General features: G+C 62.4%; 26 protein-coding genes and 1 pseudogene. 9 read left to right on the top strand and 18 right to left on the bottom strand.

Annotated elements, in window-relative coordinates; all coding sequences use genetic code 11:
* Nucleotides 1-445: 445 nt before the first annotated feature.
* The 3 genes from NG1_RS08175 to NG1_RS08165 all read left to right on the top strand — a co-directional run bounded on the left by NG1_RS08175 (nt 446) and on the right by NG1_RS08165 (nt 4,072).
* Entirely contained in the window at nt 446-2,347 is a 1,902-nt protein-coding gene (locus NG1_RS08175; RefSeq protein ID WP_062969442.1) for a DUF262 domain-containing protein, read from the top strand.
* A gap of 74 nt (nt 2,348-2,421) precedes the next feature.
* Nucleotides 2,422-2,967 (top strand): hypothetical protein, encoded by a 546-nt coding sequence (locus NG1_RS36480; protein ID WP_157113918.1) that lies wholly within the window; start codon nt 2,422-2,424, stop codon nt 2,965-2,967.
* A 16-nt stretch (nt 2,968-2,983) separates the two neighbouring features.
* A complete protein-coding gene (locus tag NG1_RS08165) occupies nt 2,984-4,072 on the top strand; it encodes a hypothetical protein (protein WP_157113917.1) in 1,089 nt (362 codons plus the stop codon).
* Between the two features lie 136 nt (nt 4,073-4,208).
* On the opposite strand, the gene NG1_RS08160 is transcribed toward NG1_RS08165, so the two are convergent.
* Complete coding sequence (locus NG1_RS08160; protein ID WP_062969593.1) at nt 4,209-4,469, bottom strand: helix-turn-helix domain-containing protein; 261 nt, start codon at nt 4,467-4,469, stop codon at nt 4,209-4,211.
* Between the two features lie 343 nt (nt 4,470-4,812).
* Here NG1_RS08160 and NG1_RS08155 point away from each other — a divergent pair, with 343 nt between their 5' ends.
* Entirely contained in the window at nt 4,813-5,955 is a 1,143-nt protein-coding gene (locus tag NG1_RS08155; protein WP_063910289.1) for a hypothetical protein, read from the top strand.
* Complete coding sequence (locus NG1_RS38145) at nt 5,906-6,265, top strand: hypothetical protein (RefSeq protein WP_245659832.1); 360 nt, start codon at nt 5,906-5,908, stop codon at nt 6,263-6,265. Before NG1_RS08155 ends, NG1_RS38145 begins: the two co-directional genes overlap by 50 nt.
* On the opposite strand, the gene NG1_RS08150 is transcribed toward NG1_RS38145, so the two are convergent.
* From NG1_RS08150 to NG1_RS35275, 15 genes and pseudogenes are all read right to left on the bottom strand, one after another.
* Nucleotides 6,253-6,696, bottom strand: coding sequence for a hypothetical protein (locus NG1_RS08150; RefSeq protein ID WP_245659831.1), 444 nt, complete (start codon nt 6,694-6,696; stop codon nt 6,253-6,255). The two genes, NG1_RS38145 and NG1_RS08150, sit on opposite strands and share 13 nt — an antisense overlap.
* A 42-nt stretch (nt 6,697-6,738) precedes the next feature.
* A complete protein-coding gene (locus NG1_RS08145) occupies nt 6,739-6,939 on the bottom strand; it encodes a hypothetical protein (RefSeq protein ID WP_062969438.1) in 201 nt (66 codons plus the stop codon).
* A gap of 250 nt (nt 6,940-7,189) precedes the next feature.
* Nucleotides 7,190-7,624 (bottom strand): integrase core domain-containing protein, encoded by a 435-nt coding sequence (locus NG1_RS08140; RefSeq protein ID WP_168434132.1) that lies wholly within the window; start codon nt 7,622-7,624, stop codon nt 7,190-7,192.
* Nucleotides 7,625-7,848: 224 nt separating this feature from the next.
* A complete protein-coding gene (locus tag NG1_RS08135) occupies nt 7,849-8,322 on the bottom strand; it encodes a DUF6301 family protein (protein ID WP_063910297.1) in 474 nt (157 codons plus the stop codon).
* 37 nt (nt 8,323-8,359) lie between these two features.
* Nucleotides 8,360-8,827 carry a TY-Chap domain-containing protein gene (locus NG1_RS08130; RefSeq protein WP_062969436.1) on the bottom strand — a complete coding sequence of 156 codons (468 nt, stop codon included), beginning with the start codon at nt 8,825-8,827 and terminating at the stop codon, nt 8,360-8,362.
* Nucleotides 8,824-9,315, bottom strand: a complete 492-nt coding sequence (locus NG1_RS08125) for a DUF6301 family protein (protein ID WP_062969435.1) — start codon at nt 9,313-9,315, stop codon at nt 8,824-8,826. Before NG1_RS08125 ends, NG1_RS08130 begins: the two co-directional genes overlap by 4 nt.
* Before the next feature lie 194 nt (nt 9,316-9,509).
* Nucleotides 9,510-11,426, bottom strand: coding sequence for a hypothetical protein (locus tag NG1_RS38140; RefSeq protein ID WP_245659830.1), 1,917 nt, complete (start codon nt 11,424-11,426; stop codon nt 9,510-9,512).
* Between the two features lie 443 nt (nt 11,427-11,869).
* Nucleotides 11,870-12,400, bottom strand: a complete 531-nt coding sequence (locus tag NG1_RS38135) for a hypothetical protein (protein WP_245659829.1) — start codon at nt 12,398-12,400, stop codon at nt 11,870-11,872.
* 148 nt (nt 12,401-12,548) lie between these two features.
* Nucleotides 12,549-15,749, bottom strand: a pseudogene (locus NG1_RS39305) (WXG100-like domain-containing protein); the annotation flags it as partial.
* A gap of 1 nt (nt 15,750) precedes the next feature.
* Nucleotides 15,751-16,065: a WXG100 family type VII secretion target gene (locus tag NG1_RS36470; protein ID WP_157113915.1), complete on the bottom strand. Its 315-nt coding sequence runs from the start codon at nt 16,063-16,065 to the stop codon at nt 15,751-15,753.
* Complete coding sequence (locus NG1_RS08090; protein WP_062969428.1) at nt 16,062-16,580, bottom strand: YbaB/EbfC family nucleoid-associated protein; 519 nt, start codon at nt 16,578-16,580, stop codon at nt 16,062-16,064. The genes NG1_RS36470 and NG1_RS08090 overlap by 4 nt, the downstream gene beginning before the upstream one ends.
* A 159-nt stretch (nt 16,581-16,739) precedes the next feature.
* Nucleotides 16,740-17,513 carry an ESX secretion-associated protein EspG gene (locus NG1_RS08085; protein ID WP_062969427.1) on the bottom strand — a complete coding sequence of 258 codons (774 nt, stop codon included), beginning with the start codon at nt 17,511-17,513 and terminating at the stop codon, nt 16,740-16,742.
* A 106-nt stretch (nt 17,514-17,619) separates the two neighbouring features.
* Nucleotides 17,620-18,828: a WXG100 family type VII secretion target gene (locus tag NG1_RS08080; protein WP_062969426.1), complete on the bottom strand. Its 1,209-nt coding sequence runs from the start codon at nt 18,826-18,828 to the stop codon at nt 17,620-17,622.
* Between the two features lie 10 nt (nt 18,829-18,838).
* Nucleotides 18,839-19,273, bottom strand: coding sequence for a hypothetical protein (locus NG1_RS08075; RefSeq protein WP_245659828.1), 435 nt, complete (start codon nt 19,271-19,273; stop codon nt 18,839-18,841).
* Nucleotides 19,274-19,357: 84 nt separating this feature from the next.
* On the bottom strand, nt 19,358-19,906 hold the full coding sequence (locus tag NG1_RS35275; RefSeq protein WP_168434131.1) for a DUF3558 domain-containing protein: 549 nt from the start codon (nt 19,904-19,906) through the stop codon (nt 19,358-19,360).
* A gap of 452 nt (nt 19,907-20,358) precedes the next feature.
* On the opposite strand from NG1_RS35275, the gene NG1_RS08065 reads away from it, so the two are divergent.
* The 4 genes from NG1_RS08065 (at nt 20,359) to NG1_RS08060 (ending at nt 23,199) form a co-directional block, all read left to right on the top strand.
* Complete coding sequence (locus tag NG1_RS08065; RefSeq protein WP_245659827.1) at nt 20,359-21,642, top strand: IS110 family RNA-guided transposase; 1,284 nt, start codon at nt 20,359-20,361, stop codon at nt 21,640-21,642.
* Nucleotides 21,624-22,049 carry a histone-like nucleoid-structuring protein Lsr2 gene (locus tag NG1_RS35270; RefSeq protein WP_439956399.1) on the top strand — a complete coding sequence of 142 codons (426 nt, stop codon included), beginning with the start codon at nt 21,624-21,626 and terminating at the stop codon, nt 22,047-22,049. The genes NG1_RS08065 and NG1_RS35270 overlap by 19 nt, the downstream gene beginning before the upstream one ends.
* 275 nt (nt 22,050-22,324) lie before the next feature.
* Nucleotides 22,325-22,612 carry a hypothetical protein gene (locus NG1_RS36465; protein WP_157113914.1) on the top strand — a complete coding sequence of 96 codons (288 nt, stop codon included), beginning with the start codon at nt 22,325-22,327 and terminating at the stop codon, nt 22,610-22,612.
* Entirely contained in the window at nt 22,609-23,199 is a 591-nt protein-coding gene (locus tag NG1_RS08060; protein ID WP_062969423.1) for a hypothetical protein, read from the top strand. Before NG1_RS36465 ends, NG1_RS08060 begins: the two co-directional genes overlap by 4 nt.
* A gap of 25 nt (nt 23,200-23,224) precedes the next feature.
* Here the strand turns inward: NG1_RS08060 and NG1_RS08055 are convergent, their stop codons facing one another.
* Nucleotides 23,225-23,554, bottom strand: coding sequence for an MTH1187 family thiamine-binding protein (locus NG1_RS08055; RefSeq protein WP_062969422.1), 330 nt, complete (start codon nt 23,552-23,554; stop codon nt 23,225-23,227).
* Nucleotides 23,555-23,582: 28 nt separating this feature from the next.
* Complete coding sequence (locus tag NG1_RS08050; protein WP_501193573.1) at nt 23,583-24,965, bottom strand: NsdA family TPR-like regulatory protein; 1,383 nt, start codon at nt 24,963-24,965, stop codon at nt 23,583-23,585.
* Nucleotides 24,966-24,984: the final 19 nt, after the last annotated feature.

Raw genomic sequence — 24,984 nt, 5'->3', positions numbered from 1 at the left:
CCCAGCGCTCAGTCGATTCTTGCCGATGATATTCGAAATGATCTGCGAGGGACTCGACGGATCTTTAGATATGAGGCGCAGCTGTCGGAAAAGATCCCGGGCTGAGAGCGGGGTCTAGCGACCAATTCTCGCGGCGGTATGGATATAGTGCGTCCACGAACTGCGGAGGTCAAAGACGACACCGCAGCCTGCAGTTGACGGCACACGTTCGACGGCATCGATGCCTAGATCTCCCAGTACTACAACGATCGAGCAGTCATGGACACACTGCCGGGTTGCTCGCCTGTCGTGAAGGTGTCCCATGACGTACAAGACGACGATCGCTCGTCTCTGACAACGATGGTGCTCCACTACTGAAGTCTGCCATCGCGCAGCGCAATCCGTGCGCCGTCCCTAAGCTAGGCATGCTTGCTTGGGGGTTCATTGAGTCGAGGGAGATCGCCTGATGAAAGCCGATGCGCTGGCGCCGCGAGCGTTGTTCGACGGTGCTGTGCACTACGAGATCCCGGTCTTCCAGCGACCGTATGTCTGGTCGGAGGAGGACCAGTGGGCTCCCCTATGGCAAGACGTCAGGCGCGTCGCAGAGCGGGTGGTAGGGGCGAACGGCGACCAGGACACGTTGAAGGAGATCGGCGGACACTTCCTCGGCGCCATCGTCTACAAGTCCAGATCGGCAATTCTTGGGGACGTCACGCGGCACGCTGTCATCGATGGCCAGCAGCGCACGACCACCCTGCAGCTGCTCCTCGATACCGCGCAGAAAGCCTTCACCGATCTCGGCTACGCCGACCAGGGCGAGGCCCTTAAAGAGCTGACCGTCAATGCGGCCAATCGGTTTCGAGGCAAACCCGACCAGTTCAAGCTCCGACCCTCCCGCTCGGACCGCGAGGCGTTCGCCGCCGCCCTTGCCGGGACCAACGGCAGCCAGTACCCCGACCACCGCATTACTGAGGCGCATCAGTTTTTCAGCACCGAGATCCGCGCCTGGATTTCCGGTGAGCATGAGGAAGGCGAGCCAGAACCGGTTGGAACCGAGAAGCAGCGGGTTGAGGCACTCACCGATGTGCTGCAATCGCGCCTGCTCGTCGTGGCGATCAACTTGTCCGGGCATGACGACGACCAGCTGATCTTCGAAACGCTCAACGACCGCGGCACACCTTTGCTCAAGGCCGATCTGGTCAAGAACTGGGTCTTCCAGCAGGGCGAACGGCTGCGCGCCGACATCGATAGCTGGCCGGACCGGTTCTGGAGCGACTTCGACGACGACTGGTGGCGCGATGAAGTACCCCAAGGACGTCACCTGCGCTCACGTATCGACGCATTTCTGCAGTACTGGCTGACGATGCGCACACGCGACGAGATCCTGGTCGATGAAACATTCAGGGCCTTCACCCAGTACGCCAGCGATCACATGACAACCATCGAATCGGCCGAGGCACTGCTCAGCGAACTGATCCGTGACGCGGAGACCTACCGCATGCTGGCCGAATGTCCGCCCGACACTGCAGCGGGACGCTTCTACCGGCGAGTGATCCAAGAGTTCGAGCTTGCGGCCACGACTCCGCTACTGATGTCGATCATCTCCGAGAATCACCAGGTCCCCGACGAACAGGTCGAGCTGGCGTTGGATGCGTTGGAGAGTTGGGTGATCCGCCGAACGCTGCTGCGCTACACCACGAAGGACGTCAATCGGTTCATGGTCTCGGCCCTAGCGATCCTCGACGGCATTGCTCCGGAGAAAGTTGGCACCGCACTGTTCGGCTACCTCAGTGTGCAGACTGCAGAGACGCGACTGTGGCCGAGTGACGATGAGCTGCAGGAGTATCTGCCGACACTCCGCATCTACAAGACAATTCGACAGAGTCGAATTCGGGTTGTCCTCGAAGCGATCGAGCAGCGGCTCCGGGTCGAACGCCACGAATCCGTCAGCCTCAGTAGCCCGCTGCAGATCGAGCACGTCATGCCCCAGAAATGGCAGCAGCACTGGGATCAGCAGCCGCCCCTGACCGGCGAGGCCGCCCGCGAGCGAGACCGCCTCGTCAACACACTCGGCAACCTCACCCTGGTCACGCAGAAGCTCAACGGCTCCCTTTCGCATCGCCCCTGGACTGACAGCGAGACGCAACTCATCGCTCCCACCGGGCGCGAGGCCGGCAAGGGCAAGCGCTCGCTGCTGAGCAAGTTCAGCCTGCTTGTCCTCAACAAAGAGCTCATCGATGACCACCCTGCCGCGTGGACCGACGCCGATATTGTGAAGCGTTCGGCCGAACTGACCAGGCTGATCTGCCAGGAATGGCCCGGCCCCCACCAGTTCGCGCCAGCCGCCGACAGTACCGATGAGGCGTGAGGTGGCGGTAGTCGACGATACGCCACAGGTCAGCGCGCACGATCATTCACCAACATTTGCCCCGCGAGGTATGAGTGGCATCCAATAACGACAAGCATGTGGTTGGCAACAGCAACGGCGACCGTATATCCCTGTTCTACGATGGACGCGTCAAAGTCCGTTCAACGGCGCACCTTTGGACTGTTAGTGGCAGGGAGCGCCAGACCGCTCTGGGTGAGAGTGTCCACATCGAGATCGGTGAACGCCTGAAGGTGCCACGTCCAAAGCCGCAGCGCCCCGATATCGACGTGCCGACCGATCCCGCACTCGGCCGCACAGTGGCGGCCACCGTCTGCGCCGACAACGGCACCTTCGTCCAACTGTTCCACGATGGCACCATCACCGTCGGAAACGATGGGCGGGATATCCGCGGACTGCTCAACGCGGGGCGCTACGCGAACTCGAAACGAAACCAAAATGGGGTGGGCGGCTCAGTGATGGTCGTGTTCGAAGGAACCTACCGACCGCAGCAGCACCGCTCCTCGGACTATCCGCTGCTTCACATCCCCGAAGACCGGCCACCGAGTGCGCTCAGACTGTACCCGGATGAGTTCGAGATCGAGACGCCCGGCTTCGGCTGACCGTATCGACAAAGGAATGTCTGCCGCACTCCGCTGGGATGTTGGGCTGCCCACTTGGGCGGCGCCGAACGGGGCGACGCCAGTGGGCAGCGAGCAGAGGAAAGACACAGGCATCATGGTAGGTATTCCGCTTTCACCGTCATTCGAGGTGAACTACAACGCCTACGCGTTCCCAACCTCAGTGGTTCCGCACGGTCAGTTGAGCTTCCGGACCGAGGAGTTGGCCCATGCACTGTTTGCTACAGGGCGTGCCCCCGGTGACCGCTACCGCTATGGCAGCGCGTCGACCTGGGAATGGCTGTACCGCACGTCACTCATCCCGGCCTACATTCGTCGTCGGCCCTATGGTGCACTCACCCGTTCGCGGCTGGCGCACGAGCTTGACCGATCCGAACTTGTCGGCCTCTCCTATGCCCTCGGTACGGCAATGACAGCGATCTTCTGCCGCCAGGTGCTTGGTGTCAGTCATCTGCTGCATATCGACCGCTACGCATCGACGTACGGCATCGTCTTCGGGACCGGCCGTAAGCGCGCGGATCTGTTTGGCCGAGCCCCCTCTGGGTGGGTGGTAGCCGAGGCCAAGGGGCGTTCGCGCGCCATGGAACGCACGCTTCCCGAGAAGCTCCGCGATCAGAAGCGTTCCGTGTTGTCGATCGAATCTGGCCCGCCGTGGCTCGCACTGGGCTGCGTCGCCTCCTTCCCCGCCGGGCAGCAACTGGTGGTCGATGCTTTCGACCCCGACGAGCCAGCTGAAGACGCCATCCGGCTCGACCACGTGACATGGGACCGCTACCTCCACGCCTACTACCAGCCGTTCATTAATGCTCTCGATGCTGGCGACCGCCTCCAGGACACGTCGGTTGAAGGTCCGTTCGAGACGGTCAGCTTCGGGGGCTTCCGCGTGCAGCTCGGCCTCCTGAGAGGAGTGACTGACCTTGCCAGAGAGATTCCCGCGAATGATCCGGCCGGCTTCGGTGAGCGCGTCTCAGAGCTGCTCTCGTCAGCTCGCCAGCGCGAGATTCCAATGTTCCCTGACGGGTCCATCATTCAAACGGACTGGACGGAAGCCATACAGACTCAGGACTGGCTGCTCGGGCCGGAGTAGGTGGGGCACAACCGACGAGCTGACTGGATGATGGCGGACGATCCCACCCAGCCCGCGGGCACACTGGCACACGCAGTCGCCATCGAGCCCGATCGACCCGAGCCATTCGCCCGTCTCAGTCAAGATCCGGCGGGGCTCAATCTGACGCAGCCGCCGGAATAGGTAATCCGCTGACCAGCTTGCCCGCGTCGATGTCGAGGCCGTCGGCAATCTTGACGATGGTTTCCAAGCGCAGACTGCGCTGCCCGCGCTCCACCTTGCCGAGTTGGGTCCAGTGAATGCCGCATCGAACGGCCGCCGCTTCCTGACTGAGGCCGATTTCGAGACGGCGGTCACGGACACGAGAGCCGAATACGCGAGTGGTCTCGTTCAACGGAGGCTTGGCGTCGTCGGGCATGATGCCCAACCCCATACGACTCAGGCGGAAGCGGCCAGAGTTTGACGTACGCAAGCGTATTGACCCCAAGCGTTTCGTACCTTATTGTCGGGTCGCCCTCGCCGAGAGAATGGGCGGTTTTGTCCCGTGACTGGGGCAAATGTCCCCAGCGCAAACCCGCCACTAGGCGAGGCGAACCGGGAGGAGGTGGCACCATGGGCGGCGGAAACGGCTTCTTCGGTGGCGGCAACGGCTGACGACCGACACCTTGACTGCAGGGTGGGGCGCTCGTAGTGGGCGCCCCACCCTGCTTTTGGTCTAGGCCAATTGCCGCCAGCTTGATACAATAGATGCATCAAACTCTATGAATGATGTCCTGAACCGACTCCTCCGAACCAAGAAACTCCTCGCTGTCGTGGTGTTGTTCGTGACGGGCGTCGGACTAATGGCAGTCGGCAAGTCCCTCCCGGCAGTGCGAGAGCTGGGATGGCTGTCGTGGGTGCCGTGGAGCGAGTTGGGCGCGCTCCTCGTTGGCTCCGGCCTACTCGGCGTCTGGCTTGATGCCTACTTCGAGCGCGAAAAACAAGAGGCCGACGAAGCACGCCTCCGGCGGCTGCTCATCGAGCAGGCACCCGCCATGAAAGAAGCTGTCATCAAGGGCTTCGCCTTCGCGGACGATGACCTCCAGCGGGTAGCCACCCCTGAACTCCTGGACGAGATCATCGCCAACAGCCTGGCAATGCGACTCAAGGACAGGGAGTTGGCCCGCGAGCTCTACACAGACATTCGCGACCAGGCCGTGCAGTCCATCGAGCGATGGCATGACGTCAAGCTGTCGGTTCGGATCACCACCCCGAGGTCGGATACCGCCGACGGAAGCTCCACTGACCTCTCCGGACTGGTCATCACGGTGCGGCAGGAATACACCACCGTGCCGGCAGGCACCGTGCGCCGGTTCGTATCGGTATCCGATGCCGATGAGTACCGCGCTTTGACACACGATCCAGCGTCCACCTTTGCCTGGTACTATAACCCGACCAGCGGCATCGACGCTGGCGCCAAGGAAGCCTTCGAACTGGTCCAGTTCACCGTTGATGGCGCGGAACGTGCCATCCGGCGGAGCGCTCGAAGGGGAGCGCAAACCTACACCGTCGATCTTGGTCTACCGGATGGCCATCGGACCCAACCGCGGACCATCGCCTTCACCTACCGCCTACAACCCGCGCCGCAGAGCCGGTGGCTGCAGTTCACGGTTGATCAGCCTAGCCGCGGAATCGACATCGACCTCGACTACAGCGATACCGAAATCGCCTATGTCAACCTGATCGACTTCATTGCGAGCAGCCACAAGACGGTTGTCACCAAGAGCCCGGACACGGTGCCGGGCAGAACGATCGGTCTACAGTTCGATGGCTGGATCATGCCAAGGAGCGGCGTCGCCTTTGTCTGGGTCAAGGATGATGAGGTTCACCGAACAGGAGCGGGTCAGGATCGAGCAGCGGCATAGGCTTCTGCGCCGCGGAACAGCGTTCTCCTTGCAGCCAAGCATCGACGACATCGGGCTGCTACCACCATCGACGCTGCCGCCTCTTGACATAGATGACGGGTATCTCCGATGGATCGAGCGGCCGGTCCACAACCGGGCGAACCTTCTCTGGCGTGATGCGCTCTCGTTCGTGTTCCTCTTCCAACTCCTGGCCCAGGAAAGCGTTGCTCTCCTTGACTATGCCGATTGCCCGAGCCGCCAGAATGTCCAGCCGCTCGACTTCAGCCTCCGCGGCAAGCAGACGCTCGTGGAAGGTGACTACTCGCGATGACCGCACCACTGACGAAGCAGCTCATGGCGCGGACGGTGGCGCTTACGGTAAGAGTCGTACTCCGGCTCGGGGGTCGCGGTTCGTTCACCTGACCCATCGACAGCCTGGAAAGTTCGGCCGTGCTTGCAGCGCTCCCGCTGTTCGGCTTCTGCCTTCAGAACAAGCTCAAGAATCGGTGTCGGATTCTGATGGCAAGCAAGTTCGGCCATGAGGATGCCGGCCGCCGAGGAGAGGTACACCACCTCGCTCGCTTCGAACCAGGCGATGTCCGCGGTCAGTGTCGCCATCGGGATCCCGAGGAGTTGTTCGAGGGCAGTGGTGTCACGGACCGCGATGCAGTCTCTGATCGGTCGTCCTTCGATCTCAGCGACCTCGTCCGGAATCAGCGTGCCGAAGACTTGGGCGACTGCGTATTCCTCTACCGCAGTCATTTCGTAGTGGTCGTCGTTAAGACGCTCCCAGTTGGCCCACCACTAGTCGAACTCGTCTACCTGCGCCCACGGCCCGCGCAGGCGATTTCCGGGCACGTTCTCCTTGGTACCTCGCGCCTGGCCGTCTAAGAACTCGATGTCTACCCGCGAGGTCGTCTTCCGCCTCTCGATGCCCAGAATGCGGACCCGTTGTGATGGTGCGAAGTCCTTAGCTCTGTAGATGTACTCGTCGCCGACCTCCATGGCATGGATCTTCGACGATGCGGTGGAGCCCCGTCGACGAATCGATCGGTTTCCCGAGGTTTCGCGGATCCATCAGAACGCACCGCACCGGCGGGTTTGTCGCCGCTGCGCCCGCATGGACCCCGAGCGGCTGCTACGTGGCAGCTCTTCTGAATCGCGAATCAAGATGGGCAGCAGGTAGTTCAATGCGAGTGGCCAGTCCCCGATAACGCGACCACCCGGTAGTAGAGCCCGGGTTGTTTCGTCGGTTTCAATCGATCCCACAGCCCACCGGATGGTGGGTGTGGGTGCAGGCCGCAGCGTACTCGGCCGGTGTCCGGTAGCCCAGCGCTGAGTGCCGGTGCCGTAGGTTGTGGTCGGTTTTGAAGTCACCGATCACCACGCGGGCCTCGAGCAGACTCGTCCAGTGGTTGCGGTTGAGGCATTCGGTGCGCAGTCTGCGGTTGAACGATTCGATGTAGCCGTTGTTCCAGGGCGTGCCGGGCGGAATATAGGTGATCCCGACCCGGTCGGCGCAGAACCGTTGCAGCGCTGCTGAAATCATCTCCGGACCGTTGTCACACCGCAGCACCCGCGGCGTACCCCGCAGGGCGAACACCCGGGCGAGTTCGGTGACGAGTTTCTCGCCGGTGATGCAGCGTTCCACCAGGTGCAGCAGCGACTCGCGGGTGTGTTCATCGACCATCGAGGCGATCAGATGGATTGCACACTGATGCGGGCAAGCAGGCAAAGGTCCCAGCGGTTCGGTGGGTCGTTCTTCGGCCGCACACTGCGGCCTGAATCCCGCTCCAGTCGATCGCCACCATGCCGACACTATCCTCCGCATGCAGATAGCGGCTTCGGGGTGCAGCCGTATGTGACCGCCTCCAGAGCGCCAGACCTCGGTGGCATCCACTACGCGCTGGTAGATCAGGTCCACCGATCCTGGCGGTCGTTCGTCTCGTCGTGAAAAGCCAACCACGAGTTGGTAACCAAACGCAGTCGAATCATCACGCCCAGGTCAGTCAATAGCAGCGTGGTTTCGTCACCGCCCCAGCGGATCTCAGGAATCGAGCCTGCGACCTCTGTGGCAGGCGCACCGAGTGCACCTGCCAGGGCAGCACTCGCTCTGTTGAACGCGTCGTGCACCGCCGCTCGACCGGCGGCATCATCGGCAGCCAGGGTGCTGAGCGCGATTTCGATGCGTTCCGCGGCACCGTCCTTGGCTATCACGTCACAGCTCCCCGGACCGAGGCCGCTATCGAAGCGAATCCAATCACTCGACTGGATGATCGGATCCCGCCAGCCGAATACGACCACCAGCCTCATGAGGTTCTCCATCCGCCACGACCAGACCAGAGAACGCAGCTTGAGGGCCAGACCGACGACGTCAGAGTCGTCCATCACCCGCCATCCGACCACCGGGTCGTCGGAACTTGGATCAACGCTCGTCAAAGCTTGTGCCCCATATCGCTAGACCGAGAAGCGGCAGTTCGACCTTCAGATTGCCGCCACGATCGTTCCATGCCTCGTACACCAAGGTGGCAGGATCCGTGATCCCGAATCCATCCCGCAGACCAGTGATCATCCTTGCCGCCAGCTGACGGTAGCCGTCCGCCGAAGCCGGCCAGGGCAACTCGTACCACCAGTTGCCGCAGTGGTCGGCGTCAGGTTGCTGCCAGCCAGCGTCTGTGATGGCCCGGCCTCCGGCCTCTCCGACCCGAACATCGGAGGCAAGCCAGCTGTCGCCGGGCAACTCTGCCCAGATCATGGTGTCGAGCTGCCGGAACTGTACGAAGCGGCGGCGTTCCTTCGGTTCGCCTGCCTCGCTGATGATGACGACCGTCCCAGCAGACAATGTGGCCAGGTGCTGCGTCAGGCCATCACCGAACTCCGCCCAACTGGTCATATCAGTCCTTGTTCCTGCAGCTCCACCGTCTTGTCGTGCATAGCAAGCCACGAGTTCGTCACCAAGTACAAACGCACCGTCGTTCGAAGGCACACCAGCTGCAACGTCGTCTTCTCACCAGCCCAACGGATCTCAGGATCCTCTCCGGGATGTTGACTCGACGGCGCACCCAGCCCATCAGTAAGCACTGACGCCATCCTGGCGAACGCATCTCGCAGTGATGCTCGGCCAGCCGTATCCCTGGTTGCCCTTGACGTGACTGCCACCTCGATCACTTCGGCGTGTTCATCGCGGCCCTGTACCCCACCACTCGCCATACCGAAGCCCGTATCAAGGATGGCCGATTTCGCCCCCAGACTCTGCACTTCCCAGCCAAATTCAGCGGCCAGCTGAGGGGTGTCAGCCATCCGCCACGACCAATCCAATGAGAGAAGTCGGGTCGCCAACTCGACGATCTGGGCATCATCGAGCGCTCGCCATTCAGTCACTGGGACATCCGACGTCGTGTAGCCAGCGCTACCTCGTCATCTTCGACCAATGCGGGTGAGATATCAACCCGGTATGGCATGTGCCGTCTCCCTTTTTGCGCCATGTTGTCGATCTTACTTCATTTCGTGAGTCACAATGAGCTACAAGCTACCGCAACATAATTCAGCCTTCTTCGCCTAAGCATCTCCACTTTTCAGAGCCCCCTAGATAAACCGCGTTCGCGTTCACGGGCTGCGGCTTGACTACGACCACGCATCGTCAACTCCTCAGCCGTAGGGAGTGTGCGGACCGCTTCCTGCGCTGGAGCGGCCTGGCTTATTCGAGTCAAATGTACCAAGGCAGCGTGATCGATGGACAGTCCGCGTTCGATAGCTTTCGACGCGTCCGCCAAGCGTGCGGCTAGCGAATCATATGGCACTTGGATAGGTTCTCGACCCGGCAGCTCGTAGACGAAAGCGTGGTTTTTGCTATCGAAACCGCTCGGTTCGTGTTCCAGACACAGCAGATATATCCTGGCGTCAAACGAAGCCTCCCGCCCCTCCGGAACCCTCAACGACATATTCTGTTCAACTGTCAAATTATGCTCGCGGATAGTCTCGCGCGCGACAGCATCGCGTAGTGGTACGAGGCGTTCTTCCCGGCTTTCAGTCACAGCCTGAGATAGTTCTGCCGCGTGTTCTGGAGAAAGCCCAATCGCTTCGATGGTGCGGCTGTCATGTTCACGCTCTGCGCTGACAATCTGCTCGATCGCGTTATGAGCTTCGAGAACATGCGTGAGATCTACACCTCGCTCGCTACCCCGGGAAATAGTGAGCTGATTCACCCTCTCAACCGCCTGCGCCAACAGTTTCTCACGATCCGGCACTTGAGTAGCATCTGCAATCTGCTGCGTCAGATTCGTAATGAGGCCACGATCGATAACCTGTAAGTTTGCGATGACAGCCCGGTCGCGATCAACGATTTCGGCTGCCACCAGATCCATGGCGACCTCTTTCAGGCTTGCCTCCAAGTTAAGGTTGACCAGGATGTCTTGACTTTTACCGTTCTCCAGCTCGTGAACTTGATCCAAGCGTTCGTACAGGGAAAATAGCTCTCTACTCACCTGACCAGGGTCCAGCTCAGGTACTGCGTTGAGCCTGTCGATAGCTTCAAGGATGTGAGCCCGCGACTCTTCCACCGCTCTTCCTGGAACGGCGTTATCTAGGGCAAAATCGACAGCATCCAGTACGAGTTCGCGGTCTTCAGGATGCAATGATTGCAATAGTTCAACCCGAAGCTCCTCCATCTCTCGCCCCATCGATTGTTCCAGCTCTCGCCTTTCCACGAGCTCGAATGCACGAGACTTATCGATGCCCCCAAGGATTTCGAGCGAGAACGGCTGCCCCTCACGACCGAGATTGAACTGAGCGACAGCGACGGTACCATCGCGCGCCACATGAACGAGGTTGTATTCAACTTGGAGCGTGCCGTCAGCGTGGGCTCTCAGCAGCTGATCGCGAGCCTTCAAGAACTGCTGTCCTTCCGGGCTGTTCGGATCCAGGCCACGCTCACGCATCTGCTCAGGGGTTTCCGAGAGCAGTCGCTGAAGGTTCTTTTCGATGGCCGCGGTGCGCTCGGCGTACTCGCGCGAGCCTTGCTGCGCGCGTCCGTTTTCGGTATTGGCAGCACCCAGTGGTGAAGTGCCGCCCTTGCACTCATCAACGATCAGCGTGGGCGGATGGTCAGTGAAAGAGACGACGTCGAAGGTGTCGCGTCCGTCTACGGCGTTCTCGAACGGGGTCAGCAGCACAGCGTCGGGACGGTCTGTGGCATGTGAGATTCCCCCCAACTCCCCCATTTCTTTCGAGGTAAGCACCTTCTCCGTGCCGAGGCGGTTGTAGTCCCGAGCGTTGTCCCGCATCTCGTGCAGCCGCTCAAGCTTGGCTATTTTATCCTGGCCGGAAAGCGAGGGGTCGTTCGCGATGCGGTCTTCTCTGTCTTCGACGAGTCCGGCGAGCTTTTTCTCGCTCAGCTCGTCGATCTTGTCGACACCGAACTCCCTCATGTGGGCTTTGACCACTGCGGCGGCAGCAGCGCGGTCGCGGTCTTGCCGGGTAGCCTCGGCTGCCAACTCGTCGAGCCTCGACCTTATGTCCGGGTTTGCTACTTCATGCGCTTGGGAAGGACCCTTGTCTGCCAGGAAGGCGATATTTTCTTTCGCTGCGGGATCGTTGACCCAGCTACTACCCTCTCGTAGCTGAAATCGTATGTCGCGGTACGTGCCTTCTCGGTCTCCGAAGCGGTGCCATCTTCCATCGGGGTCTCGATAGGAGTCAGCGCGATCGCCCGGTCGGTGAAGCATGCCATCCTCGCCGCGGTACATGCCCGGCGGGGTCGACTGATCGTCACGTGAGGGGTTTGATCCCTCTGAGGAAGAGTCCGGGTCCCGGTCATTGGGCGGCTCGTGCGGATCACCCTCTGGTCCACCTGGTTCAGTGTGGCCTGGTGGCGCGATGTCCGGCAGCTGTGCCGATCTCGGGGTGAGTACCTCGTTGGGCGCGGCGCCCAGTGGGTTTAGTACTCGAACGTCCCTTGCTCCGGCCAGGTCCCGTCCACCCGGTTGCGCATCTCTGCCCAGGCCACTGCGTTCGCCGAGGTGGTGTCGGTCGGTTGGTAGGCCAGGGTGTGCTTGTCGATCAGCAGTTGGTGCCTGATGGTCGGTTCTGGGGGTTGCGCCGTCGACTGTGCTTCGAGCTGGTACTCGATCTTCTGTTGATCTTCCTGTATCAGCTGGATGCTCACGCGCCACTGGGGTGGGTAGACCTGGCTGCCCTGGATCGGTTGTTCGTTCCGGATCGCTTCGTCGTACATCTGCCCGATCACGTGCGGGGGGAGGCTCGAATGCGCTGTCACTACTCCGGTCTGGGCGTTGATCACGTAGTTGCCAAGCCCAAGTCCCATCCCCTTGGCGGTCTCCTCTGGCGTCAGCGTCTTCCGACAGACCCACCCGTACTCGGTCTTGAGTATCTGGAACTGTTGATCGGTCGGGAAGATGCGTGCCAGATACTGTTCCACTTGCTCCCGCGTCTGAAGCTGTTCTGGCACTGTTGATTCCTCCATCGGGGCCGTTTGTCATAAACCAGAGCGACGATGAGTTCGCGGACAGGTAGGCCGGCGGGGTGTCTGATAGCAGTCGCTGCTGCGGATCCCACCATACGGGTCCGCTGGCGTCGTAGGGGTAGACGATGACGGTGGCGTGCGAGCCGTCGACCACCGGTGATCCGTCGGGGTGGTAGCGCAGTTCGCCTGTGTTGATGTCGCGCGCGTGCCATTCGTTGATGATCAGTGCCGAGGATCCGGGGCCCAGGTGGGCGACCCATTGGTGGAGTGCGTCGAACTGTTCCTGGATGGTCCTGCCCTGATGGTCGAAGTTCTGCCATTCACCCCCGAGCCATTCGGTAGCGCGTTCCGGTCCCCCCTCTTCACCTCCGGTGCGATCGAGTGTTCCGTCTGCCAGCACGTCGGCCCACCTCGGGACCCCGACCTGGGGGTCGCCGTGGAAGGAGGAGATCGCGGCCAGTGCTTGTTCGAGGCAGTTGTTGCTGCGCCCCGGATTTTCCGGACCGCCGTCGTTGATCAGCTGCCCGTAGGGGTTGGTGCGGGGATCGGCTCCGACCAGGAAGCGGTTGCCATCGCGGAGCGCATCCTCGACCGCGGCTTGGAAGGCCGAATCCTCGAGGTGATTCAGTCGACCGTTGCCGACAACCCGCGTTTGGGGCAGGTCCTGGAACCGGGACGGGGTGTTGGCGCGGGCGATGTCGTTGCTGATGTGGCGCAGGTCTACCGCGTCGAGGCCTGGGGTGTGCCCGGTATCGGTGGGCAGGCCGAGTTGGTGGCGGAGGTGGTCAGCGAGGATGTCGGGGTGGTCGTTCGGGTGCCAGGTGTTCGGACCGGTCGGCGCGTGGTCGACATTGATGTGCAGGTGTGCGGCGGCCGGGTCCTCGGTGCGGACGATATCGATCAGCAGACGGTCGCCGCTGAGAAGTCGCTCACCGCTGTTGAAGGCTCGGTCGGCGCCCAGCTGGGCGTTTTCGAGGACCTGCTGTAGTTCCTGCGGGGATATGTGGTCGCCGGATGAGAGGTGCACCTGGATGCTGATCAGCGCGACCGGCTCGTCCGGGTTGTAGTTGAACCGATGCACGTCGTAGGCGACGTCTTCGTTCGAGCGTCCGCGCGGCGTAACGGAAGTCAGGCGGCTGTTGTCCGCTGCCTGGTGTCGATACTGCTCCCGTTCGACGCGAGCCTCGCTGACGTGCGGTACTTCGCGAGAGGCGGGGTGGTGAGCCGGAGCGCCGGGATCGCGCGTCGGCTGATGAGAATCACGCGGCCGGACGACGGAGGAGTCATCACGTTTGGGCCTGTGCTCGGGCGTCGTCGCGGTTGGCCGATCAGACTCGGGCCGCAGGGCCGAAGCGTCGGGAGTTCGCTCTGACTCGTGAAGTGGACGCGCTGCCACTGATTCGGCACCGTGTGCCACGCTTCGGGGCGCTGAGTCCGGTGGCGGCGCGGCACCTTGCGGTGTCCGAGCCTCTGGTCGCGCTGCCGTGGGCGCGTCAGGACGTGCAGCTGCCGGTGGAACCGCAGTAGAGGTGGGCAGTCCAGCGTGTGGAGGCTCTGCAGGCACAGCGTGACTGGGTGCGCTCGGTCGATTGACCTCATGTGCAGGTGCGCTCAGGCCGAGAGTGGATGGCGGGCTTGCCGAAGAGGTTGTCGGTACTGAGGGACTATCAGCCACAGCAGTCGACGTCACGGGTGCGACCGCGGTCGTGTTCGGGTGACTTGTCGATGTCGGGGCACCCGAGGCGACGTCAGAAGCATCGCTGACCGTTCTGGGGGTAGTGGCCTCATGAGGCGCCGGGGCTGGTGCATGGACGCCCGACGGCGGCGCGTCGGGTTCGACGGTCGGCGTATCAAGCGCGTGGGTTGACTCGGTGTTGGGCGGATGAAAAACGGTTTCAATGTCCAGTGAGCCGTGCCCAGACAACAGCGTGGAGCCGTCCGGGAGGCGTTCCATCCTTGGGCCGCTGCTTTGGCTGTCAGAGAGCGCTGGCGAGGACTGCTCCGATGGCAACGTCGGGCTCTCGTGATGGCCTGTGGGCATCACGTCGGTATGCGCGGGCGGTTGCGTCGCAGCAGGCGGCGCATCGCTATGCACGGTCGGCCGACTGGTGGTGTCTGCGGTGGTCGACGATGGACTGTCGTGCTGGTGATCCGGACGAATTGGCTCAGTGCCAGTCGAGGCGGGCGCCGTAGTGACGTCATGCGGGGCGGAAGATGGCGGTGCCTCAAGCGAGGTGTGCTCGACGGCCGTTGTTTGAGGACTTGGTTTGGTCTCGGCCGTAGCTGCTGGCGCTGGCTCGGCCTCGATGGTTGGAGATGGCTTTGTGCCAATGTCCTGGGGGCTGCTTAGGTCGAGGTGTGGCGCGGCGCCATGATCGACGCTCGGAGCCGTCGAGTCGTGGTTTTGGTGCGCTCCCGCACCGGCAGCAAAGATGGCGCCGTTGGCGACGGATGAGGTCACCATCGGTGCGCCGAACTCAAAGTTTCCGCCCAGCGGCACCGTCGCTGCAGTGCCCGCTGCATAAGCGGCCGTGCCGACGGCGCCGTCGACCGCGGTTTGGGTGGCGGCTTTGCCGAGTCCGGAGCTCGCTGCGTTGACGGCGTTACTTCCGAGACCGCTGGCACCAAGCCCGCCACCGATCGCGCCGGCGACCGTTCCGGTCAAGGTGCCGAGACCAACTTGATTCCAGTCCTTGGCGTTCAGTCCATCGCGGTGACCGTCGGCGATCTGCACAAGGCGGGCGCCGAGGTCCACGCCACCGCTTTGCAGGATGCCCCAGCCCACACCCTTCATTGCGGCGCGGGCCGCAGCCTTTGCCGCGGCCCGCGTCAACATGCGCTGGATGAGTTGTCTGATCGCCATCCGGATCGTGATCTGAGTGGCGACCCGCGCGGCTACCTCTGCGGCTGCTGCAGCCGGGGCGCCGATCCCTGTAGCAGCGACGCCTAATGCCCACAGCGCCTGGGCGGCGAAGATAACGAGTGCCGCGATGATGACCATCTTGGTGTGCTCGATGTCATTCGCGCCGTCATTCAGGCTGTCGGCCAGGGAATGGCATCGCTTGATCAAGGCAGGAAGCGACCCGTCTGGACCGTCTATCTGCCGCCAGTAATCAGCGAGCGCGTCAGAGGTCTTGCCGCTATCCAGCGCGGTGAGGACCTCTCGAAGGGCACCGTCGGCGTCAGCTTCGACGTCGCTGTCGAGCACGGTGGCTAAGGTGTCCCAGGCGTGAGCGACCCGCCGCATGGCGGTTTCGTCACCCTCGGGCCAGTCGCCTGCGCCAACAACCCATTTGGCAACCCACTGCAGTTCGCCCGGTAGCTCTATGCCCATGTCACGGCCTGATCTGGTTCACTCTGTCAGCGGTTGATTGATCTTGCGCTTGTACCTTGTCGGCGATAATGACGACGCTCTCACCGAGATTCGTCAGTACTTTTGCCAGACCGTCTGTCCCTTTCAACCCGTCGTCCGCGCCGGGCACATAATCTTTGGCGAAGGACTGTCCGATCTTGTCCGTTCCCCAGCACGTGCCTTCGGCCTCGATAACTCGTCTAAGGTCAGCGGCTGCGGCTTTGACGCGGTCGGACGCGCTGACGAACCGAGGTTGGGTCGCCCGCAGGGCTTCTGGATTGACGCCAAAGTCGCTCACGGGCGCTCCTCCAGATACGAGGCGTTGCGGAAGTACTCGTCTTCGTCATCGTCCTCGACCCGAGGCCGCTTGGGCTTCGACGGTGCCGGGCTGGGCGGACGCGGAACAACTGACTTGAACAAGTCTTTGACACTAGGAGCGCCGGGAATGAGGTCGGGAAGGTCGGGCATGCCGTCCACCAGCTCCTCGATAGGCCCGAGTGCTTGCTGGGCCCGCTCGGCGACCAGTCGAGCAGCCAACTGGGCAGCTTCGGTGACGGACCGTCCCAGCTTTTCGGGCGTCGAGCGCTTGAACGCTTCGGGCACGACATGTACCTCGACGGGGATTCCGGCGATATTGCTCACCACCCGGACCAACCGGTCGGAGGACCACGCCTCAGCTGTCGCTGACGACAGGCGGGACTGCGCAGTAACGAATCCCTGGCGTTGCCGCTGCAGCTGCTCCAGCATCGAGTCGACCTGCTCCCCTAGCCCGCCGCTGTGTGCGCCGAGAGGATCTTGCTCGATGCCAACCATTCATGCTCCTCATGTCCGAGATCGAGTCCGTCAATCTATTCCGACGCAGCGGGCCGCCGATCGGTTCCATTGGATCGCAGTTTGTTTGGCGGTGTGCACGCGCCGACGCTGTCGCACGCGCGGCGGTGCGTGCGACATACCGCAGGCCCTGCCGGACGGCTACCACCTGGCGCGCGCGTCTTCTTGCAGGCGTTGCAAAGCGCGCTCGATCCAGGTAGCGAACTGGGTAGACAGCGCCTCTGCTGAAGCGGGGCTCACGGTGACTTGATCACCGCTCCGACGCTCAAGGTAGCGCCCGTCATCGGCGAGGTCATGCCACTGCAGCACGAACAGGGGCCGTGACACCACATTGACTGGGCCGGTGAGCAGACCGGCGCTGCCCCCGCCGTCGGCCGCACGATGAACCAGTCGCTCGTACCTTTCTCGCGGGCTAGCCCGGGAGACATCTTCGAGATGGCTGCAGTTGTCCGGCTGCAGATCTCGGACATCAAACGTCGCAGGTTTATGCTGGCCCGGTTCACGAGCAGGGATCGACTTCGCCAGGTGCGCTGGGAGATCGTCGGGATTAGACAGGCGCAGTCGGATTGGTCCGTCGTGTTCAACGTTGGCGGTCTGGTAGAGCGATACAGCCTGGTACTTGGTCCGCGCACCCACGATCCGGTACATCCGCACACTGCCGTCGCGGCCCTTGTGCTTGGTAGTGCCGCCGAGTATTTCGATACGCAGGTCCGAAGTCGTCAGGGTGTCGAGAGCGAGCTGGATCCGCTCCATCTCGTTCCAGGAGTAGCGCTCGCGCACGACCAGGCGGTGCTCCGCAAACTCGTCGCGAAGCGCGAAGCGGCTTGTGTAGTGCAATGGATTCGGGAACCGATCGTTGGCGTCGCTGTACCAAAGAGCAGCGAAGTCATCCGGATCCCATGTCCATTCATCCATGCAACGTCCATTCGTTCATATCGGCCACCCGGAACCTGCAAGGCGTTGCGGTGACGTCCTGGAGGGGTGACGGCACATTCCTCACGCGTGAGCGCCCCTGCGAGCGTCAAATTTCCGTGGACTCGGTTGTCTGACTGGCCTCTGCGCTTTCGTCATCGTCCGTCGAAAGGCCGACGTACTGCGGGTCCCGGCCGATAACTCCCGCCGGTATGGTCCGCGGCAGCTCGCCGATCAGCTCAGCGGTGTTCTCCTGGTTGATCAGGTAGTCGGGAGTCTTGTGGGTCGACTCCTCATCGGACTTACCACGACCAGCGCCGCCCATCCCAGGCACCATCCCGGGCGTGCCGATGCCTGCGCGGCTGACGGCTGAGGGGTTGACCGCAGACGCGTTGACGTTGGGGCTGGTCGCGCCCGGCACGCTGCTTCCGGGGCGGGGGGCGCGGCTTTCAGGGCTGCCCGGCACGACAGAATTCGGTGTATGGGGCGTGCTCGGGGAGAGCGTGCTGGTCGGCACGGTACTGGCTGGCGTCGTACCCGGAGAGGTAGGAGTGGGTGTACCGGTGTCGGTGGCTGTCGGGTCGTAGCCGGTCGGCTTGGTCGCAGGCGCGTTCGCATTCGGTTGCTGCATGAGTTCGTCCGCCGTGGGCACATCCTGCGCCTGATCGGTTGGCGCACTGGGCGAACCAGGATCGTCCGGCGAGCCCGGGCTGCCCGGAGACGACGGACTGAAGCTGCTGTCCACCGTCGGACTCGTCCCGGGATTGAACACCGGGGCGTCGGACTGTTGTGTCGGATTGACCCCGGACGGCAAGACGGGCACCTGCGCGTCGTAGCCAGCGAAACGGCTGACATAGATGTTGTTCATGGCGTCGCGGGCGCTCTGTTCGGCCTCGTTGCGGGAGCGCTCTTCTTCGGCAGCACGGGGCGGCCAGACATTTGCAGTCCACGAGTGATCGGCATAGCCGGGAATCGCATTGCGGGTATCGACGATGGCAGCCGCCGATTCAGTGATCTTGTTCGACAGCTGCGTCAGCATCGGCTCAAGGTTCCGCGCAGCGTCGGTATACCGCTTGATCGCGTCTTTGGCAGCATCCGCCGCCGACCCTTCCCATGCCTGCGAGATCGAGCTGATCACCGATCGGGCGAAGGTTTCGACGCCTTGGTCCCACATCGTCGCAGCGTTGGAGTACTGCACTGCCGCGTTGTAGGCGTTGTGGGTGTTTTGTGACTCGAATGCGTCCTTGATCTCGTGGTGGGACCAGGCGCCGGTGTACTCGCCGTTGCCCGGAATCTGCTTCGGTTCGTTTTCCTGCATCGGACGACCGTCACTCCTTCGCGAAGGGCACTGAGAAGATGCGCTGCGGTGCTGGGGCTTGCGGCGGCAAGGTTGCCTCCAGCTCGCGGTAGCGCGCACCCCACTCGGCGTCCTGCTGGCTGTAGCGCTCACGGATCACACGAAACAGATCCTGGATGTCCTCCACGACCCGGTAGTGGGACTCCATCACCGCGTAGACGCTGTTCTGGGAGCCGCGCGCTTTCTCCCGGTACCGCTTGACCATGGTCTTTCCCGACACCAGCTCGTTGCCGCTCTTGCTCCGATATTGCTCACCGAGGCCCCAGGTCTGCTGCTGCGCGATGTCGGTCATCATCTGCTGGATGTCGCGAATCTTGGTCTTGAAGAACTCGCAGTCACGATCGACGTAGACGAACTGCTCCGGATCCATCCGCACCAGAAGTCGGCCCTCGCGTGCGTCATTCACCAAGTTCGTCAACGGCCGCGGTAGGTTGTCATCCCCGCTCAATGATCCAGTCTCCCTATCAGTGCGTCTTGGGCGCCGACCCGGTCACGCCGTCGCGGGCATGGTCGGCACCACTTTCTCCGTGAGCCTCCGGGCGAGCTCGCATGAGTCAACGCTTCCCGTGTCACGGTTCGAGGCTGGGTTATTGAGGTTGAACTCGAGGCTGCCGCCCTGCATCGACACATCCACCGTGCAGGCTTCCTTGATATAAGGGCCGTCGAACTGCCGGGTGGAGATCGCCCGACGGCCGGCAATGGTGAACTCCTGTGCCTCCGGGAGCTGCTTGCCACGCACAACCTCGACGGTCAAATTGGTCGCGCGGATACTCACCACGTAGCCGTCGGATCGACCGTACCGGCAGCCGCGCCACTTCACGCCACCATCGGCCTCCGCATCCGCTTGTCCCCTGAGTGTGAGATTCTCCGATGCCAGGACTTCGGCCGAGATGTCCTTACAAGGGTCGTACCCCTGCGGCACGCTAGCTGCAAGCGATGGCTCTGCCGCAGGCAAAGGACTGCTCGGAAACATGTCACCCTCACTACTCGAGGATTCACATCCGACGAGCGCCATAGCCGTAGCGATGGCGAAACCCAAGATGCGCAGTGTGTTGCCGCAACGTGTCATATGGCTCCCCTCACGGCCTCGGCACACTGGTGGCGTCAGGTGGATCGAAACCCGGCACCTAGCTTCCTGTTGGCTGCCTCGGTGCACCGTACCGTGAGCCTCTTTGCACTCGCAAGCACGCCCGCAGAGCCTCTGTATTGCAGATAACCACTGCTGCAACATGTTTCAGCTAGCAATGCTGATACGGAGAGCCATCACTCACCGCCCCGCCGTCGCGGCTTTGGCTCCGAATACACCTTCGGACGTCGTCCATGGCTGGCACACCTCCGCTCCTGTCTGAAGGCTTATGCAAGAAGGCCGACGCGACGCCCGACTGAAAGACACGGCTCGACCGCTGATCTATGTTTGCGCTTCGAGCGCTTTTTCGAGGGTGCTGGCGAGTCGTTCAGGACTTGATGAAGGACTGTCAAACGGATATGACTATGCAACAGAAGATCTGGGCAGGGGTCGACGTCGGAAAGGCAGCACACCACTGCGTCGTCGTCGACCATGAAGGCGCCGAACTATTGTCGCAGCGAGTGCCCAATGACCAAGCAGCTTTGGACTCACTGATCACCTCGGTGCAAGCCCTCGCTGATCGCGCTGAGGTCACCTTGGCGACCGACCTCAGCCGAGGGTGCGCTGCCCTGCTAATTGCCTCGCTGATGCACCGAAGCCAGCGGGTCTTCTTCGTCCCGGGGCATGTATTTTATCACGCGGCCAAGTCCCATTCGGGCGAGCGGAAGACCGATGCCAAGGACGCGGCAGTCATCGCGCAGGAGGTGCGGATGCGGCGCGGGCTGCGGGCGATCCGCCCCGTCGACGAGGTCACTGCTGAATTGCGGTCGTTGACTGCCGAGCGCGCCAGCTTGTGCGAGGATCGCGTCCGGGACTTTAGCCGGATGCGCAATCTTCTGCTGGAGTGCTTTCCCGCGCTGGAAGCTGCCCTCGATTTCGCCCGCAGCAAAGGCGCCTGCATCCTGCTGACGAAATTTCAGACCCCACAGGCGATACGGGAGGCCGGCGTCGATGAACTGACAGCCTGGTTGAAGAGCCTCAAGGTCAGAAAGGCAGCCACCATCGCCTCGACTGCCGTCGAGGCCGCCGAGGCGCAACAGATCAGACTGACCGGCGAGACATTGATCGGCGCCCTTGTGTCGAGACTCGCACAGGCCAGCCTCAACCGTGACGTCGACATCGCCCACATCGACGCGCAGATCGAAGCCAGAGTGCGCCGTCATCGTGACGCCGCGATCATCCTGAGCATGCCAGGCTTCGGTGTTTCATTGACCGCCGACTTCCTCACCGCGATTGGTGACATCACAGCTTTCCCGAGCGCGGACAAGCTGGCCGGATTCTGTGGCCTGGCACCCGTGCCACGGGACTCGGGTCAGGTCCGTGGCAATCATCGGCGTCCCCGCTACTACAACCGCCGCCTGCTGCGCGCATGCTATCTGTCAGCGCAGGCGGCCCGCATGCGCGATCCAGCATCAGAGGCGTTCTACCAGCGCAAACGTTCCGAAGGCAAGACTCACGTTCAGGCGGTGCTCGCCCTCGCGCGCCGTCGGATCAACGTGTTGTGGGCGATGCTCCGCGACCGCACGCCGTATCAGCGAGGACGGGAGACGATCCGGGGCGGAGCCGTGACGGTAGTTATGGACGACCGACCGCGGTTGCCGGTACGGCCACGTCACCAGATGAGGCAACCTTGCGATCGGGGTTCCTGACGGCACCGCCAGGTGCATGGACCGCGCAAGCGCAGTACGAACCCGTCCGTCTTCGACAAGAGGCTCTCGCGCGTGCGCCTTGGGCCAGAGCGCTTGCAGGCAACAAAGACAACCAATCGCCGATCATGGAAACTGTCCGGTTTTCTCTCGACGGGGTCGGCTACGAGATCGCGGTGACCACGGTCCAAGCCGAGCAGCTACGAAACGCGTTCGGGCAGTGGACAACGCATGCCCGCGAAGTAGGCCGATCAACACAGGCGGCCAACCGTGACGGACAGCAGGACATCAGGGGTCCACAAAGCAAAGCCATCCGCGCATGGGCCCGCAGCCGGGGGTATCGGGTGTCCGAACGGGGACGTATCGCAAGCACACTCGTTGCTGCATACCGAGAGGAACACAGTCGGTGATCGCGGAAGCACACCTAGGGCACCGCAAGGCCAGGGGCGGGAGAATGTCTGTACACCGTGGATAACGAATTCGACAGCGGGCCGCAGCCGACGAGACTGTGGTGAGCAGAGCCGAGGCGGATACGGAAGTGCCTGAGCGGAACGCCTCGGGGCGAACCAGCGGTCAGCTCATGAGCGACGCGACTCTCAACTGCACATTCCGGTGGAGTCCATTGCCAACCTGTGAGACGATGGCGGCGACTGGGGAGACCGCAGCGCGGCAAGGAGCCCGTGACATGCAGAGGTATTGGCCATGGCTTGGCACAACCATTTTGGCGCTGATCGCGATTGCGATTAGCCTTCCGCCCGTCCTGACATCCTGGCCGCGTTGGGTGCTGATGGGCCTTGGCGCCCTGTTGCTACTCGGCGTGCTACTGACCTTCCCTTGGCAGAACCTGAGGACCTCCTCGTCGCCCGAGTACAGAGAAACGAATCAGTCGGTAAAGACTGGCGATAGCGCAAATGTGCTTATGGCAGGTAATGACTTGAAGTTCGAGGGCAATATTGGCGATCGTTCACCATGAGTTTCCATAACCAGCATGCAGAAGGTGGCGATCACTCCACCATCTTCCAAGTCGGTCGAGATTTCATTCACGGCATCGTACTTACCAAGCGAGGCATCGCCATTGCCGTCGCGGTTGGGCTTGTCATCGTCTACTTGACGGTCTGGCAAGCAGCGAGACTCAACTACCGAACGACGGCCGATAGATGCCTCCACGCGCTGTCTGATATCCTCGGCTCGGCATCGGAGACGTTATCGCTTGAGTTACAGATCGCAACTGGCAGATCCTCGCCCACCAACGTGCGGCCTCCCGTATGGGCACTATTCGCTGACCGGAAGAACTCGGTGTCTGTTGATTGCCCTATGTCTGACGAGTCATTCTTCCCCGCGCAGTGGATCCAAACCTTCTACGACACCTACGAAATGGTCTCCAAGAGCTGGTCCACCCCCGTAGGGCTCGCGAGCTGGCAAAAGGAGCACCATCTGCTGCCATCGCAGCTGTTCATCCAGTACACCAATAGAATGGCAGTCGATCTGAACCGTCAGAGGCATGAGAAGCCCGGGGCCCTGCGCTCACCTGCGCTTATTTGGTGGTTCGTAGCGCATTAGTCCCGTGCTACCGGAACAGCTCGTGCTAGCGGCCGTTCGATTGCGCCTCGGAAGATCCGGACTTCGCCGCCAAGTGCCGCTCGACCGATGCCACCTTGCCGGTCATCGCATCGGTGACACCCGGACGGATGTCACCTTTGAGGACGATGCTGCATCGAGGTGCGACAGCCATGACCGCGTCGATTGCCTGCTTGATCACCGCCATGACTTCGTCCCATTCCCCCTCGATCGTGGTGAACAGGGCGTTGGTTTCGTTCGGCAGTCCGCTCGCTCGAATCACGCGCACGGCCTCGGCAACTCCTTCGCCGACACTTTCGCCCGTCCCCATCGGCGTGACTGAGAAAGCGATGATCACGACAGCTCCTGTCGGTAGGTTCCTGAGGTTACGAGGCGTGGAGCAGATCGGTGATCCCGCGCCGGAGTTGCTGGGCTCCAACGGAAGATGTCAGGCGGTGCGCGCTGGCCGCCTGGTACATCAGCTTCAGACTATCGAGGACGCGCGCCGAGCTAGTGCCGCCGGCGCTTTCGACCGCCTGAAATCCGAGCGCCAATCCTTCATCGCTATCCCCGTGGCGCAACTCAAGAGCGGCCAACCGGATCAGGCTGAGGTGACGCGACCGAGCGTGTTCATCGGACAGATTCAGCGCGGTCCGGAGCCTAGCAGCGGTGCTTGGCACTTCAGCCTTCTGGTGGTACGCCAGGTCGAACAGTCCCTGCGCCGTGTCGCCCCGAAGCAGCGACTCGGCGTAGTAGGACTTGAAGCCTTCGTGGTCGGTATCCGGATGGTCCTGCCCTTGCGCCTCGGCGAAGAACTGCTCGGCCTGATCGACAGCCCGCATACACTCGACTGCGTTACCGAGCTTGCCGAATGCCCGTGCCTGCACCGCCGCGATGTCGGCGCGGCGCAGCAGCGACAGCCGGTCGGATCGAACCGATGCCAGCCCAAGCAGCGTCAGCGCATCGTCGGCATTCCCGAGGTAGATGTCTTGACGAGCCAGGCATGTCAGGACTGCCGCGCGCAGCCACCACTCGTCGGCTTCCTCGGCGCAGTACCATCCTGCGCGAAAACTCGTCCGGGCTGCCTCGTGGTTGCCGCGGTCGTACTGCGCCCAACCGACAACTCGGAAGAGCGTCCCGACCACCGCATGCATGGCATGCCGCACCGGTTCCGACATATCCGCCCGCAGATAGCCCACTGCCACCCGGAGTTGCGCGACCATGCCGTCCCCGATGTGCAGGCCCGCGTCATCCGCTGCACGGAACAAGGAGGCCCAGTCACGGACGCGGTTGACGTGGTCCATGCCCACGCGGACCGGTGCGCGGTCGATCGGGCGGGTAGCCACCGCGACCACATCGTCGGTGACAGCCGTGGCGGATACAGCTAACAGACCGCGAAGAAAGTCAGCGCGACGCACATCATCCACCTGGTGGTCTGGGGGCCATGCCTCCTCATCATAGGACGGATGAACGGCGCGGCTGGTGGCCGGACGGCGAGCGCGATCGTGCCGCTCCCGCCACACCGCCTCCCCCTCGGCCACGATCTGCTCGAAGCGGGTGCGGTCCTCCGGTGTTGCCCGCTGCTGGTAGGTCGTATCCAGGATGGCTTGGGTGCCAGAGCGGGGCGTGACTGCGCTGAGACCGCTGCGCCAGTTCGTGATCGTGGTCGTCTCCACTCCTAGCAGAGCAGCGAACTCACGAATCGACTTGCGCATAGCTTCTTGGAGTGCGGCGGCTTCGAAGCCGGTCCACTGTCGCGCTCGTACCATCGCCTTTGCCTATGTTTTT

Origin of the sequence: Nocardia gamkensis NBRC 108242, from assembly GCF_001612985.1 — a bacterium.
GTDB classification, from domain to species: Bacteria; Actinomycetota; Actinomycetes; order Mycobacteriales; family Mycobacteriaceae; genus Nocardia; species Nocardia gamkensis.
This window is presented reverse-complemented; position numbering and strand designations above follow the sequence as displayed.